The 13644-nt window shown below is 70.0% G+C and carries 13 protein-coding genes and 2 pseudogenes; 7 read left to right on the top strand and 8 right to left on the bottom strand.

Annotation, left to right across the window (positions count from 1 at the left end; genetic code table 11):
- Positions 1–43 precede the first annotated feature (43 nt).
- Both OOK34_RS27865 and OOK34_RS27860 read right to left on the bottom strand, forming a co-directional pair.
- On the bottom strand, positions 44–481 hold the full coding sequence (locus OOK34_RS27865; RefSeq protein WP_267031793.1) for a hypothetical protein: 438 nt from the start codon (positions 479–481) through the stop codon (positions 44–46).
- A gap of 1240 nt (positions 482–1721) precedes the next feature.
- Positions 1722–4514, bottom strand: coding sequence for an AAA family ATPase (locus OOK34_RS27860; RefSeq protein WP_267031794.1), 2793 nt, complete (start codon positions 4512–4514; stop codon positions 1722–1724).
- 110 nt (positions 4515–4624) lie between these two features.
- Between OOK34_RS27860 and OOK34_RS27855 the strand changes: the two genes are divergently transcribed.
- Complete coding sequence (locus tag OOK34_RS27855) at positions 4625–5137, top strand: hypothetical protein (RefSeq protein ID WP_267031795.1); 513 nt, start codon at positions 4625–4627, stop codon at positions 5135–5137.
- A gap of 115 nt (positions 5138–5252) precedes the next feature.
- Here OOK34_RS27855 and OOK34_RS27850 read toward each other — a convergent pair whose 3' ends face one another.
- The 4 genes from OOK34_RS27850 to OOK34_RS27835 all read right to left on the bottom strand — a co-directional run bounded on the left by OOK34_RS27850 (position 5253) and on the right by OOK34_RS27835 (position 7510).
- Positions 5253–5720, bottom strand: a complete 468-nt coding sequence (locus tag OOK34_RS27850; RefSeq protein ID WP_267031796.1) for a hypothetical protein — start codon at positions 5718–5720, stop codon at positions 5253–5255.
- Positions 5721–5774: 54 nt separating this feature from the next.
- The gene (locus OOK34_RS27845; RefSeq protein WP_267031797.1) at positions 5775–5918 is read right to left on the bottom strand and encodes a hypothetical protein; all 144 of its coding nucleotides are present in this window, start codon (positions 5916–5918) and stop codon (positions 5775–5777) included.
- A gap of 345 nt (positions 5919–6263) precedes the next feature.
- Positions 6264–6665 (bottom strand): hypothetical protein, encoded by a 402-nt coding sequence (locus OOK34_RS27840; RefSeq protein WP_267031798.1) that lies wholly within the window; start codon positions 6663–6665, stop codon positions 6264–6266.
- Positions 6662–7510, bottom strand: coding sequence for an IS5 family transposase (locus OOK34_RS27835; RefSeq protein WP_267031799.1), 849 nt, complete (start codon positions 7508–7510; stop codon positions 6662–6664). Before OOK34_RS27835 ends, OOK34_RS27840 begins: the two co-directional genes overlap by 4 nt.
- Before the next feature lie 362 nt (positions 7511–7872).
- Between OOK34_RS27835 and OOK34_RS27830 the strand changes: the two genes are divergently transcribed.
- Together OOK34_RS27830 and OOK34_RS27825 are read left to right on the top strand one after the other, a co-directional pair.
- Positions 7873–8046 (top strand): hypothetical protein, encoded by a 174-nt coding sequence (locus tag OOK34_RS27830; protein WP_267031800.1) that lies wholly within the window; start codon positions 7873–7875, stop codon positions 8044–8046.
- Positions 8047–8086: 40 nt separating this feature from the next.
- Entirely contained in the window at positions 8087–8401 is a 315-nt protein-coding gene (locus tag OOK34_RS27825; protein ID WP_267031801.1) for a hypothetical protein, read from the top strand.
- A 227-nt stretch (positions 8402–8628) separates the two neighbouring features.
- On the opposite strand, the gene OOK34_RS27820 is transcribed toward OOK34_RS27825, so the two are convergent.
- Positions 8629–9030: a hypothetical protein gene (locus tag OOK34_RS27820; protein ID WP_267031802.1), complete on the bottom strand. Its 402-nt coding sequence runs from the start codon at positions 9028–9030 to the stop codon at positions 8629–8631.
- Here OOK34_RS27820 and OOK34_RS35415 point away from each other — a divergent pair.
- The 3 genes and pseudogenes from OOK34_RS35415 to OOK34_RS27805 all read left to right on the top strand — a co-directional run.
- Positions 8951–9562, top strand: a pseudogene (locus OOK34_RS35415) (hypothetical protein); the annotation flags it as partial. The gene OOK34_RS27820 and the pseudogene OOK34_RS35415 sit on opposite strands and share 80 nt — an antisense overlap.
- Positions 9563–9614: 52 nt before the next feature.
- On the top strand, positions 9615–10352 hold the full coding sequence (locus OOK34_RS27810; RefSeq protein ID WP_267036937.1) for a hypothetical protein: 738 nt from the start codon (positions 9615–9617) through the stop codon (positions 10350–10352).
- Positions 10353–10415: 63 nt separating this feature from the next.
- A complete protein-coding gene (locus OOK34_RS27805; RefSeq protein WP_267031803.1) occupies positions 10416–11084 on the top strand; it encodes a hypothetical protein in 669 nt (222 codons plus the stop codon).
- A gap of 595 nt (positions 11085–11679) precedes the next feature.
- Here the strand turns inward: OOK34_RS27805 and OOK34_RS27800 are convergent.
- A pseudogene (locus OOK34_RS27800) lies at positions 11680–12441 on the bottom strand (transposase family protein).
- A 327-nt stretch (positions 12442–12768) separates the two neighbouring features.
- Between OOK34_RS27800 and OOK34_RS27795 the strand changes: the two are divergent.
- Positions 12769–13512 carry a hypothetical protein gene (locus tag OOK34_RS27795; protein WP_267031804.1) on the top strand — a complete coding sequence of 248 codons (744 nt, stop codon included), beginning with the start codon at positions 12769–12771 and terminating at the stop codon, positions 13510–13512.
- Positions 13513–13644 lie beyond the last annotated feature (132 nt).

The raw sequence follows: 13644 nt of genomic DNA, 5'->3' as shown, positions 1-13644 counted from the left end.
TCCGCAGCTCCGGGTGGCGAGGGGGATGGTGGTCGTATGCCCGTCAGCGGCGGCTTGGCGTGCGGTGCAGGAACTCCAGGCGCTGCTGGGCGAGCTTCAAGTGCTGAGGATCGAGGGCCGGCAGTGCGCGCAGAAGGCGGATGAGGTCGGGTCCAGTGCCGACGGCCGCGCCCGGGTCCCTGAGCTGTGTCCAGCAGCAGAGTGCTCCGGCTGCTGCCGCAGCGTGTACGTCGGCGGCGTCCGGGGCTTGGAAGCCGAGGCGGGTTCGGGCGGCGCTGGACCACAGCTGGGTTGCGAGCCGGAAGTCGCCAGCCATGCGGGCGAGGTCAGCGCGGATTTCCACCCACTGCAGGGCTTCGGGCGAGGTGGGCCTGTGTGTCTGGTGTACGTACTGCTCCCATGCCTGCGTGAGCGTGGCTGCCTCCGAGTGCCGGCCTGCGGTGGCCAGGTTGTGAATGTGCGGGCGCGGGTCGTTGGTCACCGCCTGGTCCTGCCGTCCCGGCAGCTGCGGTTGTACGGGCTGGTGCCTGTCGTCGGGAGGAAGCCCGGCTGCTTGGGCGGTTACGGCGCCGACTGGGTGTGGGCCCCGGACCGGCTCCAGGGCTGCGGCGGGATGTGCTCCAACAGCAGGATGCCCCTGTGGGGACCGCGCGGATGGCTCGGCAAAAGCCGGTCCTGCTTGGGTTGCGGCGCCAAGTTCGCGGGCACTCGGCAGGATCAGGGCGCCGGGCGGAAGGGTGGCCGCGGCCGCCGCGAGAGCGTGCAGCCGCAGGTTGGATGGCCGGGTCGGGCTGGCGTGGTAGCTGTGCCCCCCTGGTCACCTGAACCACTCCAGACGAAGGCCCGGTCGGCAAGGAGTACACGGACTCGTTCGAGGTCACCGTCACCGAGTCGACGATCGAGGGCTGGGAGGTCGGGCTGGCCGTCGAGGCGTCACTGGAACTCAAGGGCGTCGGGCGGGGTCAAGCGCACCGGCCCCCTGAAGTGGTCGAAGTCGACCATGAACACCACTTCCGTAAAGAACTCCAGCTCCGACACCACCAAGCTCGACATCCCGGCGAACCAGTTCGGAAGGCTCGACACCAGGCTGTGCGCCGGCCTCTACACGGGCTGGTTGTTCTACGAGTTTGCCAAAAACCACGGCCCTGACGGCTACCTCATCGGCGCCTACCCCGTGAGCATGCCCGTCCACGCGCCCGGGTTCACCTCACCGGTCGCCGTGCACCGGATGACCGCCAACATCTCGTCGTTCAGCCCCCGCAGAACGCAAGCTGCTGAACGACTACAGCCACGCCGCGGACATCTTCAGTGCCGCCCTTCAGCGCCTTACTGGCGGCAACGGCGACACCGACCAGTCGGTACCCGACCCTGACATCTCCACTGCCGACCATGCCGACCTGGAACGCCTGCACACAGAAGTCATGACCTTGCAAGCGGCCACGGCCACCGAAGGCCTTCTCTGAAGACACGGCAACGCGCAGACGCCCGGGTAGCCCCTTCTCCGAGTCGGGCCATCCGGGCCTGCGTTCAGAGACAGAGGCTGAGCTCCTCATCAGGCGGTTACGCGGAGGCTGCCTGGCGTGGACGCGGGAAGTCCTTCTGGCGTAGTCGTCACGGACCGCGGTCAGAACCTTCGAGTTGGCCCGGGTGAGCGCCGTAGATGGCCCTCCCCCGTTCAAGCGACCCAGCACGCGTGTCACCAACCTCCCGGGACAACACACCTAGGGCCGTTCCTGCCGGTCATCAGCCCATCCTGCCGCCAGTTCGGTGCGGTTGGTGCAGCCGCATTTGGCCAGGACGCTGCGGACGTGGCTTTCCACCGTGCGTTCGGAGATGACCAGCTCGTCGGCGATCTGGCGGTTCGTACGGGCCAGGGCCACGAGCCCGGCGATCTGGCGTTCGCGAGGGGTGAGCGGGTCGGTGCCGTGCCGGCGGGCGGCGATCTCGTCGGCGAGTCGTTGCGCAGCAGCGCGGGGACCTGGCATGTCGAGCTCGTCGGCGATGTCCAGCACCGTCCGGGCGAGGTCGGCCGCTTCCCTGAGGGCACTGCCGTCGCGCCGGAGCGCCGCGAGGTCCAGGCAGGTCAGCGCCACGAACGGCTGTGCGCCCAGGGCCTGGTTGCGGACCAGCGCCTCGCGCAACAGTTCCTCGGCCTGCGCCGGACGGCCGGCGGTCAGCGCGAGACGGCCGAGGTCGCGGCTGACCGTACCTGAGAAGTACGCCGTGGGTGTGCCGAGCGCACCTGGATATGGGCGGAACAGCGCGAGCTGGTCGTACACCAGGCGCGCAGCCTCCGCGTCGCCGGTCAGAGCGATTACGTCGACGAGGTTCAGCAGCACCGCCGGCCACGGCGGATTCGTCATCGGCACGGGCAGCAGCGGACGCAGCTGCCGGTAGACGTCCCGCGCCTCGTTCAGCCGCCCGGCGAGGAACAGCGCCCGGGCCCGCATGGACAGCAGCAGCGGGTGCCGCGGGGCCCGGTCGAGGTCGTGCCACATCTCACGGGGCAGTTCCCCGGCGTCGCCCCGCGCCTGGGCCAGCTGCTGGCACAGGGCGTGGCCCAGGGCGATCGCGGAGCGGTCCCCGCTGGCCATGGCCAGCCCGGCCGCCTCCTCGTTGCAGCGGCGGGCATCGGCGAACCGTCCTTCCTGCGCGGCCCGGGCCGCGTTCAGGCGCAGCAGGTGCCAGCGGGTCAGCGGTAGTGGGGAACGGGCCACCACCGACTCGATGCCGCGGACCGCGTCGTCCACCAGGTCCAGCCGGCCCAGCAGGTATCCGGCCTGGACACGCCACTGGTGTCCCAGTACGGCCGCGAGCGGATCGCCGAGCCGCTCGGCGCGGGACACGGTCAGCTCGCCCAGGCGCAGGCGTTCGGCGGTGTCGTCGGGGTGCGCCAGGGTCATCTGCACCGCCCGGGCGGAGTCGAGTTCGGCCCGCAAGTCACCGGTGGCCCCGGCCAGTTCGAGGGCGACGCGGGCCTGCTCGGCCGCCTCCGCGGGGGAGTCGAGTTCGGCCGAGGCGGTGGCGAGCTGGGCGAGCAGCCGGGCCCGGACCGCGTCCGGCACGCCTTCCACGGACAGGGCCGCACGGCACAGGCGGGTGATGGCCTCCGATGCGTGGGGGAAGGTGACGCCCTGGAGCACCAGGGCCACCTCGGCGAGCAGGGCCGGGCGGCCGCTCGCGACCGCCGCGGCCGATGCCTCGTCGCAGTGGCGCAGACTGGCCTCGTAGCGCCCAGCGAGGTACTCCGCGCGGGCCAGTTCGATCAGTGCCGGGGCGCGCTGCGGGTCCACCGCGTCGAGTACGGCGACGGCGTCCGCCAGATGTCGGGCGGCATCCGCGTGGGCGTGCCGTTCCCGGGCCAGGTCCGCGGCGATCCGCGACCAGTGCGCGGCGGCGGCGCGGTGCTCGGGCGTGGTGCCCGACTGTCGCCAGTGCGCCGCGATCCGGGCCGCCTCGGCGGGGTCCCCGGCCTGCTCCAGTGCCCGCGCGGCTGCCTGGTGCAGCGCACGGGCGGCCGCAGGGGCGGTCCGGCCGAGCACCTCGTCGCGGACCAGGTCGTGGGTGAACCGGTAGGCGCGCCCAGCTGCCCGGGTCGGGGCTGCGGTGGTCCGGGCCGCGGTGAGGACTCCGGCGTGCCAGGCCGCCTCCAGCGCCTGCTCGACGGCGGTCCCGCCCGATTCCGGCAGGACCGCAGCGAGCCGATCGGCGTCGAACTCCTCGCCGAGCACGGCCGCAGCCCGTACGACGTCGCGCTGCTCGGCGGTGAGTCCGGCCAGCAGGCCGCTGACGACGGTTCCCAGGTTGCCGGCGTGCGTGCGCAGCGCGGTGACGAGCAGGGGCAACCCGCCCGTCCGCCGATGGGATTGCGCTGCGTCCGCCTCGCCGACGAACCGCGCGACCTCCTGCGGGGTGAAGGGGGCCAGGCGCAGGGTGGTGGCACCGTACCGGACGAGGTCCGCGAGGGCTCCGGCGGTTTCCTCGGGCACCGGTTCCCGGAAGGTGCCGAGGACGAGCAGCGCGGACCCGTCGACCTCGCCGGTGAGCTGCCGCAGCAGGTCGAGGCTGGCGGCGTCGGCCCAGTGCAGGTCCTCCAGCAGGATGCCCAGGGGGCGTTCGGCGGCCGCGGCGGCCATCGCCTCACTCATCCGGGCCAGCTCCAGGAACCGCACCGCCGCCGCGTCGGCCGGTACCGTCGCACTCCACGGCTGCGCCCCCACGGCCGCCCCGGCCGTCCGTTGCCCGGGTACCTCAGGGGCCGCTCCCGCGAGCCGCAGCGCCCGCTGCCAGGGCCACAGCGGCGGCCCCACCGCGCCCCTGGGGCAGTGGCCCCGTACGACCGCGAAACCCGCGGGACCTGCATGGCGACGCAGCGCCTCGGCCGCCAGCGTGCTCTTGCCGATGCCCGCCGGCCCCGCGAGCAGTACCACGGATCCAGAGCCCCGCCCGGCGGCCTCGAACCGCTGGGCCAGCACCGCTAACTCGGCTGCCCGACCGACGAATTCGCTTCCCACGTCGGCAGTATCCCGCAGGAACGCACTGCCGGAGCCGGCGCCGGCTCCGTACCGCGGTTCAGTGGCAGTACGGATGTCCCGGGCGCTCTACGGGGACGACCGTGGTGACCATGACACGAGCACACTTCGCGGCCGCTGCCGTCGCGGCCGCCGCTGTTGCCGTCCTCGCCGTGGCCGGCTGCCAGATCAAGGTCGAGGGCGACCCGGCCCCGGGAAGCTCTGAGCCGAAGCCGGTCGGCCCCCAGAACCCGGGTCCGAAGAGCCCCAGTCCTAAGGTTCCTGGTCCCAAGAGCCCCAGTCCCAAGAGTCCCGTAATCGACCCGCCGCCCCCGCCGAAGCCGTGGTTCCCGCAGGGGAAGACCGTGCTCACCAGCTGCGGAACCTTCGCCAGGTTCGAGAACTGCACCGTCCAGGGCATCAACTTCAAACCGGGGGAGAAGATCCAGCTGTCTTTCGACGGGTACCCCATCTTCAACCCCTTCCTCCGGACCGACAAGACCGGCCGGTTCGATTTCACCCGCAGCCACAACCCGAGCGTCGGCCCCCACACCTACACCGCCCGCGGCCTGGAATCCGGGGCGGAGGCGAGCACCACGGTCCACGTGACCCCGGCGAAGTTCTGAGAGGGCGGTACGTGAGCTGATGCCCGCTTTTCCCTTTTTTGGGGGGGCAGGCTGGCCGCGGGTTCGCCGGGAGGTTACGGCTGCGGTTGGGTGAACAGCCCCTGCTCGGTCTCGGTCAGGATGCCGCGCTCGGCAAGCCGTTTGAGCCGGAGAGCACATCCAGGGCGCCGGTGCGGCGGGCGTACTTCGCCAGCAGTCGCGGCGAGAAAGTGCCAGGCCGGTCGGGACCTGCATTGTGACCGGGCCGACCTCGGTCATCGCCTTCTTCGCCCGGTAGCCGTTGCGGGTGTTGCCGCCCGAACGCGACCCGCACCCGCCCACCCCGGCCGGCCTCCGCGGCGAGGTGCTGGTCTATCTCCGCCTCCAGGGCGGCCTGCATCAGGTGCTGGGCCGGCTCGAGCAGGAGTCCGCCCTCGGCGGTCTTCTCGACCGCGAGCGCGGTCAGCTCCTCCAGCGGCTCGGCGGACAGTCCGTTCGCGGACACCGGCATCGACTTCGCGTCGGCACCCTCGGCGTCTTTGAGCGCCCCGGCAAGCGACACGCCGCCTTCACTCACGATCAGGTGATCAGTCGTCGTCCTCATCAGGTGATTCTTTCGTGGAGGCCCACACCTGATTCATGACAGTCCCGAGATGGACTAATAGGGCATGGAGCGGACGACATTGACGGGTTCGTTCATGGTCGTGTCCTGGGCGGTGGCGGTGTTGGTGGGGGCTTCGGTTTCGCCTGGGGAGGGGATGCTGCTGGTGGTGTTGCGGGTGGTGACAGTGCTGGTGGGCATGATGTTTGCCGTGGCGGTGGTGGTGATCGCCAGGGCTGTGACGGTCAGGGAAGCTGCAGTTACTATCCGGGCAGTACGGGATGCGTTCACTGGTGGACCTCATTTTCGTTGTTCAGGGGTCTGGCGGGTCTGAAGGCGGCACACGGGGCGGCAGCGGGGAGCTATGGGGGCGTGCCACAGGAAGGTTCGGGGTCTGTGATCACCTGTTGGGCCTATCCTGCAACTGGCGCACACGGTGGCACAAGATCAGATTTCCGCGACGCCTACTTTCAGAGGTGGTTCGTGAGTTGAGCTGTTTCGGGGTGAGGTTGGGGTAGGGCTACTGGTCGCGGGCCTGAGCGGCTACTACTGCCGGGCGAAGTTGCCGGTGTCGATCTCGGTGAGGATGCCTACCTTGACCAGGCGTTTCAGCTTGGCCCGGGTGCCTTCGATGTTCTTGGGCAGCAGTTCGTGGTCGAGGGCTTCGCAGACGTCGCGGGCCCTGAGGGGGCTGGTGGCCTGGTTGAAGATGGCAAGGATGCGGGGGTAGTCCGGGTGCTCGGGCAGGTCGGCCGAGGCGTCCTGGGTGGGGAGCTGGTCGGCGAGAGCGGTGACGGTCTTCCGGGTGATCGCCAGGTGTTCGAGGTGTGTCTCGGCGTCCCGCAGCAGGCCCTGCAGTTTGGCGATCTGTCCTCGCAGGTCGTCGGCCAGGGTCTGTGCCGCGTTCTCCTGGAGGCCGAGTGCCTCGAGGAGGAGTTGGATGTTCACGCGGCCACCGCCTGTGCACCGCGCCAGGTGGGAGTGCTTGTGCCGGTGAGTCGGCGGGCCATGACGTGGGCCATCGCCCAGTAGACGCGGGACACGGAGGAGGCCGGGCGGTGCTCATAGTCGCGGACCAGGCGCCGGTGCAGTATCAAGATCCCGTAGGTCTGCTCGACCCTCCATCGCTTCGGCATTGGGACGAACCCCGTCTCCTGCGGGTTGCGCTCGACAATCTCAACGTCGATGCCCAGGCCGGCGCCGTGCGCGACGACCTGGTTCTTGAAGCCCTGGTCGACCAGCACCTTGCGGACGGTGCCGCCGGTCTGCCCGGCGACGTGGTCCAGCAGGGCGATGCCCGCGGCATTGTCGTGGGTGTTCGCCGCGAGGACGGTGACGGCGATGACCAGGCCCAGCACGTCGACGGCCAGCCCCCGTTTGCGGCCCGGCACCCGCTTCGCCGGATCGAGGCCGGTCGTGGAGGAGGGCACTCCGGCGGCCACGTGGACACTCTGCGTGTCCAGGACCACCAGGGTCGGGTCCTCTAAACGCCGGGCCTTCTCGCGGACCTGGCAGCGCAGGAGTTCATGGATGACCTGGTCGGTTCCGTCGTCGCGCCAGGCGGCGAAGTAGTAATACGTCGCGCTCTTCGGCGGCAGATCGTGCGGGAGGTAGGCCCATTGGCAGCCGGTCCGGCCCTGGTAGAGGATCGCGTTCACGATCTCCCGCATCGCATAGGCGCCCCGGTGGCCACTGACCGAGCGGTGCCGGTCCTTCCATGCCGTGATCACAGGCTCGGTCAACGACCACTGCCCGTCCGATAAGTCGCTCGGGTAAGGCTTGCGTTCACTCACCCCGCTACCCCAACAGACCACCGGCCCCGGACCAGCAGATTCCGCCCGCACCTACACCATCAGGCGACGACAGAACCACTCAAAGATTCACGAACCGCCCTCTGAGAGGTTCAGCGCTGATCGAGCCGTTGCGTGGGGGCGTTTCCGGTATCCGGTCAGGTTCAAGCGGTTGCGCCTGGACGTGACCGCCGGCGACGTCCCACAGTTCGTCGCGGGGCCGCCAGCAGCGGCCAACTGAGCGTGACGCCGTGTGTGCTCGCCGGCAGCCCCGTTCGGGCTCGGCGTGCCGCGGTGGGGACTTGCGCATGATGGGTGGACCTTCGGGTCCGAGCGATGTGGGGTGTGCAGTGGGGATTCTGGCTATGCAGCTGGTGGCCGCGATCGTGTTGCTGGCAGCAGGGGCTGCCGCCTTTCAGGAGTGGGGTGCTGCTCGCTTCTGGGCCGCCTTCGCGTACCTGGGCTTCGGCGGTGTGCTGGGCGGTGGGCTGCTGGTCTTCGCGAGTGAAGCCAGGGAATTGTGGACCGCACTGGTGTAGGAGGCATCGTGGCTGCCTGGCCGAGGGTGGCCCGGGCAGCTTGGGCGGCAGTCCGATCGCCAGGACCGTCGCGGCAGCCTTCGGCCGCGATCAGGTGACGCAGTACTTGGCCGCGATCACACTGAACGACACGGCGCGCAAGGCGCTGCAGGAGGCCGGCCTCGAACTGGTCGATGTGCGCGTCACCAATATCGACGCACCACGTGAAGCCCACCTGACGATCGCCGCCGCCCCTGCCGAGACGCCCTGCGTCCGGTGCACGGTCTGGGCGGCTGAGGGGGAAGCTGCGGGGGACGTAAGAGGGGGAGGCTATGGGGGACGCAGGAGGGGGAAACTGCCCGGGATACTGCACTGACACTCCACCTTGCATTTGCCCTGTTCAGGTGCCCTTTCCGGTAGTGGTGACCAGCCGGACTTTATTTTTGGGGTGTAGGGGGAGTGGAGCGGCTGGGAAGGGGGTGGGAGGAGTTACGGCGGACGCCGGGAGGATAGGCGGGCCTGAAGCGGGCCGTGTCGTTTCAACCCGAGGAGGAAGCCGTGATCCCCGCTAGACGGGTTGCTTCCCAGCAGCCGACGGGCGGGTCATGCCAGGCGGCGTCGGCGGTCCCGGGCTTGCGGGTCACATCCGAGCACGTCGCACAGGAACTGCTCCTGGGCGTCGGACAGCGGTTCTTGCGTGAAGAGATCCTCTACTGGCGTCAGGGTCCGTGCCCCGGCGCCGGGGAGGCGCTGCTGCCGACGGACGGCCACGTCGCGGTCGTCAACCAGGCGCAGGTCCATGTCCGCGAGCGCGACGGAGTCGCGGTGGACGGCGAGGGCGTGGCGGACGGCGTCGTGCCGGGCCGCGTCCACGCTCGGGTGCACGGTGTGCCCTTGCTGCGGGCAGGCGCGGCACATCCACACGATGCCGACCGGCAGCGCCATCAGCCGGCGCAGCTCCTCGAGCGTGGTCGTCGTGCTGGTGTTCTCGTCGGTTGTCGTCATGCCCGGACCAACGAGCCGGACGGGGTGCCGCTATGCCGTCCGGCGTCTTCTGCCGGGCTGCGGCCCGTTGCAGAGGTCAGGCTGGCCCTGGGCAGCGCGGATCGGCGAGGAGGGCTCGGGGATGGTGCTCAGGCCGCCGGTGGAGCCGATGCTGGCGCAGGCCGCGGAGTCGGTCCCGGGCCCGGGGGTGCTGGCGGGCGGCGCGGCGTTTGAGCAGAAGTTCGACGGGCACCGGGCGCTGCTGTTCACCCCGGCCGACCCGGGCGGCCGGGTGCTGCTCCAGACCCGGCGCGGGTCCCTCGTACAGGACCGCTTCCCCGACCTGGTCGCGGCCGCGGAGCAGCAGCTCCCCGGCGGCCTGATCCTCGACGGAGAGTTGCTCGTATGGGACGTGGAGGCGGGCCGGCTCTCCTTCGAGGCGTTGCAGCGCCGGGCCGCCACCCGCAGCCGCAGCGCCCCCTCCCTGGCCGCCCGCTGGCCTGCCTACTTCGTCGCCTTCGACGTACTGCAACAGGACGGGGAGGAGCTACTGCAACGCCCTGCCGCACATCCCGTTCCAGGGCGGGAGCCGCATACTGCTCACCATGCCCGCTGGGGCGGACAAGACCATGACGGATGCCGTGGCCGTCCACGAGGCCGCAAGCCCCGCCTGCCTGCTCCTCGGTTCCCACACCGCCTGCCTCCACCAGGCGGTCAGGACTTGGCGGATGGTCAGCAAGGGGCCGCTCGCCGGCCTCAGTATCCGTCCCACCCGCAGCGGCAGGGCAGGCGTCCGGCTGGACGGCGTCGCGGGCGAACTGGCTGCATGGATGGCGCAGCAGCCCCCCGGCGCCCTGGTTGTGGTCCGCCACCTCGACACCGTCCTCATCGCCCGCAGCCACCGCGACCACCACCTGCCGTACTGGGAACACCTTGTCGTCGAAGAAGCCCGCCGCACCGCTGAAGGCGTCATCACGCAGGACAACCTGCACGCCGCGATCCACTACGACGACGGCATCCTCGCCCGCACCTGCCTCTCTCCCATCGCCACCCCGCCCATTCCCCGCGACCTGCCCGCCCCCGGCGACCGGCAGGCGCTCGTCATCTGGGACGTCGACATGCCCGCCCAGCCGGCCTTCGGCACCCACCACCCGGCCGTGCAACGCCCCGAGCTCGTCGATACCGGACTGCTCACCCCCTACCAGCTGCTGAGGATTCAGGTCCCCGAAACGCTCGCTCTCCCGCCCTGGCGCGCCCAGGCCGTCGGCGGGGGAACGGCTGGCTGGGCTGGCTCCGGTGAGGCAGGGGACCCCGATCATCACGGCTCCCGCTGGGTGTGGTGATCCCGCTGTGGCTGTACGGCTGTTCCCCGGCGCGGCGACGGACCGCTGCGCTACCGTCGCGTCGTGACGGTAGCGCTGCCCGATGTCTCCCGGCTTCCCGCTGATCCGGCGCTCATTACCCTGATCTACCAGCACAAGCACCCCGTCGTCCCTTACGGCTTCGAGGAGACGCGGGAGGTGTGGACGGTGCACGCCCGTATCGACGCGGACACGCTGGCCTCCGCCGCTCAGGCCGGCGGGGACGCGGACGAGAACGACCTCGACGCGTTCAAGGACCTGCGGGTGGGCCGGATGTCGTTCGTCCGGGTGCGGATGTTTGGTCCGGACAATCCCTGGCATGCCATGGACGACTACACAGGCGACCTGTGCCACATCGGACAGGCCGTCTTGGACGTCGACTCCGGCGAGTGGGCCCCCGACTTCGAGGAGACCCTCGCCAACCCGGTCGGCGACCTGCTGGTCATGGACCGCGTCGTCCTGGAGCCGGCCTGGCGCGGGTTCGGCCTCGGGCCGATGCTCGCAGGAGCGGCGATCCGCCGACTGTCCGAGGGCTGCGCCGCCGTGGTCTGCCAGCCCGCCCCGGCCGACGGCCGGAAGCTGTCGAAGGCGCAGGGCCGGGAAGCCGAAGCCAAGCTCGCAGCGACGTGGGCCCGCATCGGCTTCGCCCCCTTCCGCAGCGACATCCACATCCTGGACTGCCACCTGCGACGCCCGCAGGAATCGCTCGCGTAACGTCAGAACGATCTCAAAGCCCTTTCCCGCGCCTGGAGTACTCACGTGCAACTCTGAACTTCCAGCCCCGCCAGTGCACCTGCAGGCAGGGCCTGCGCCCCGGATCGCACCGATGCCAGACGCGTCCAACACACAACGCCAGGTCTTCAGCCGGGCGACGCCGCGCTCGACCGGGGCTCGGGTTCGGGCGAGTGCGGTTGGCGGTCTTCTGGGCGGGAGTGAGGTCGTGGTGGGGGCGGCGGTTGGAGGCGGGGGCCAGCCGCTACAACCAGGCTTCGGCACTCCCGCCTCGGACAACGACCTCCGATCGCCATCGAGGCAACCTCGCGGGCCGCTCGCAGCCGAGCGAGTCCGGTCTCGTCGATCTCGGCGAGCAGGTGCCCCCGGCCCGCTGGAGCCCGGTGATGGCGGCAGTCTCCGGCATAGCGGCGATGGATGAACAGCTACCAAAGTTGATCAGCGGGTACGCGATGGTCAATCGGATCCGCCGTAGGATCTTCTTGATCATCTGATGCGCCGTCGGATGTCATCCCCTCATTCCATTCCGGTTGATGCATGGCTGCGGAGTTCGCCTTGCATCTGTCACTGAGCGTTTTCAGCGTTGCCTCTCCAGGGTGAGGACAGCTTTGGTGATGACGGTCATGCGGTTGGGACTGATGCGGGATCTGCGGAAGATCTGCCAGGACTTCAGCCGTGCCATGCCGCGTTCGACCGGTGCCCTCGCCGCGGCCAGGGCGCGGTTGACGGTGCGCTGGGTGAGGGTGAGTTCACCGCCCGGTGGCCGTTTGAGTCAGGTGGTGACCCAGTGGCCGGCGCCCTGGTAGGCCCGGTCGGCGAGGATCGGGACGCCCTGACGCTCGCAGATCCGGATGATGTGGTGGGTGCGGGCTGCAGTCAGGTCGTGGGTGCGGCCCGGCAGCGCGGGCGAGATCCACAGGACCTCACCGGAGGGGTCGGTGAGGTCCTGGACGTTCACGCCGTGCCGGCGGTGCTTGGCTGAGTAATCGGCTCGGCTGTCGCCGACTCGGTCGCACTCGGCGAGGGTCCCGTCCAGCAGGACGAACTCCGGATCATGCTCGCGCAGAGTCTTGAGCAGGCCCGGGGCCCGGTCGGCGAGCAGGCCGGTCACGGCGGTGACATACGCGTGGGCGGTGCCGACGGATATCCCGAAACCGGACGCGATCCGGGCGAGGGTGTCGTGGCGGCGCAGGTACACCAGAGCGACGAGCGCCCGCTGGTGCGGCGGGAGCTTGCACCGTCGGTCACCCTCACGGGTGGCGATGAGCATCGTGACCCACTCCGTGACCCACTCGACGAGGGCATGCGGTAGGTCGAGTGCGGCAGGATAGGGAACCAACAGGGCTCCTGTGCCGGTGGGTTGAGACGTCGAACACCTCCCCCAACGGCACGGGGGCCTTGTGCGTTGCGGCCCTCACCTCAACCTCATGCGTCACCCGATCAGTGGCCACGCTGAAAACGCTCACGGATGCATACCAGGCCCAACGACCGTGTTGCCCCGATGTCACGAACTACTTGACGAGTTCAAGCAACGGCGTTGACTGCCCGTTAACAAGTGGTTTGCGCAGGTATGCCCAGATGGTAGATAGATGGTGGCACCGGGAGGTCCGCACGGCGCGCCAGCCGGGTTGCCGCCCGGTAACCCATACAGGAAGCGGGAACATCCATGACGCTGTCCGTCAGATCCCGTCGTACCCGGCTGGGCGCCCTGGCTGCCGCTTTGGCGCTGCCCGCCGGTGTTCTGGCCCTGGCGCCGCCCGCGCACGCGCAGGCTGTATGTACCGTGAACGGCCTCCCTGGCAACACCGGCACCGAGGACGACGACGTCATCATCTGTGCGGGCTCCGTCGACTTCACCGTCGACGGGCGCGGAGGGAACGACACCATCAGGATCGTCGGTGACATCGCCCCCGGCCCCCTCATCGGCCCCGGCGACGGCGACGTCCTCGGAGGCGCGGGCAACGACACCATCACCACCGGGAGCGTCCTGGGCGGACTCGCCGCAGGCGGGTCTGGCAACGACATCATCACCACCGGGTCCGTCACAGGAATCGGCGTCGTCCTCGGAGACGCGGGCAACGACACCATCACCACCGGCGCCATCGCAGCTGTGAGGGACCGGCATCGCGTCGACGGGGGCGACGGCGCCGATGCCATCACTGTCGGCAGTGTTGACGACGCCGGCCTAGTCCGTGGTGGTGCGGGTCCAGATGTGATCGAAGCGGTGAGTCTCGGCGCGTTCGGGGTCCCCAGCTCCATCGAGGGCGACGATGGGGATGACATCATCCGTGGGATCGGGGGCACCACCCTGATCGTGGGTCCCGCCGACGGTCAAGTCGACGGCGGCGCCGGCACGGACACCTGCACCACCACCAACATCGGCGCCGGCGCGACCATCAACTGCCCGTAGGGGCCGGTAGGGCGTCCCGGCACCTCGCCACCACGCCCCCACCCTCGATCACAGCCAACCAACAAGCCGGGAACCCCATCGGTTTCGGCTCAATAGCCCCATTGAGGTTCCCCCGGGATGCGGCGGGTGGTG

This window comes from Streptomyces sp. NBC_00091, assembly GCF_026343185.1.
Taxonomy (GTDB): Bacteria; Actinomycetota; Actinomycetes; order Streptomycetales; family Streptomycetaceae; genus Streptomyces.
Note: the sequence above shows the minus strand (reverse complement) of the source record. Positions and strands in the feature narration are given on the sequence as shown.

Coding starts and splice junctions, on each gene's coding strand:
- OOK34_RS27845 (WP_267031797.1), bottom strand. CDS start 5,918: ATGCCCACCAGCACTGTCACCACCCGCAACACCACCAGCAGCATCCCC.
- OOK34_RS27820 (WP_267031802.1), bottom strand. CDS start 9,030: ATGACGACAACCGACGAGAACACCAGCACGACGACCACGCTCGAGGAG.
- OOK34_RS27855 (WP_267031795.1), top strand. CDS start 4,625: ATGACACGAGCACACTTCGCGGCCGCTGCCGTCGCGGCCGCCGCTGTT.
- OOK34_RS27830 (WP_267031800.1), top strand. CDS start 7,873: ATGCAGCTGGTGGCCGCGATCGTGTTGCTGGCAGCAGGGGCTGCCGCC.
- OOK34_RS27810 (WP_267036937.1), top strand. CDS start 9,615: ATGCCCGCTGGGGCGGACAAGACCATGACGGATGCCGTGGCCGTCCAC.
- OOK34_RS27850 (WP_267031796.1), bottom strand. CDS start 5,720: ATGAGGACGACGACTGATCACCTGATCGTGAGTGAAGGCGGCGTGTCG.
- OOK34_RS27795 (WP_267031804.1), top strand. CDS start 12,769: ATGACGCTGTCCGTCAGATCCCGTCGTACCCGGCTGGGCGCCCTGGCT.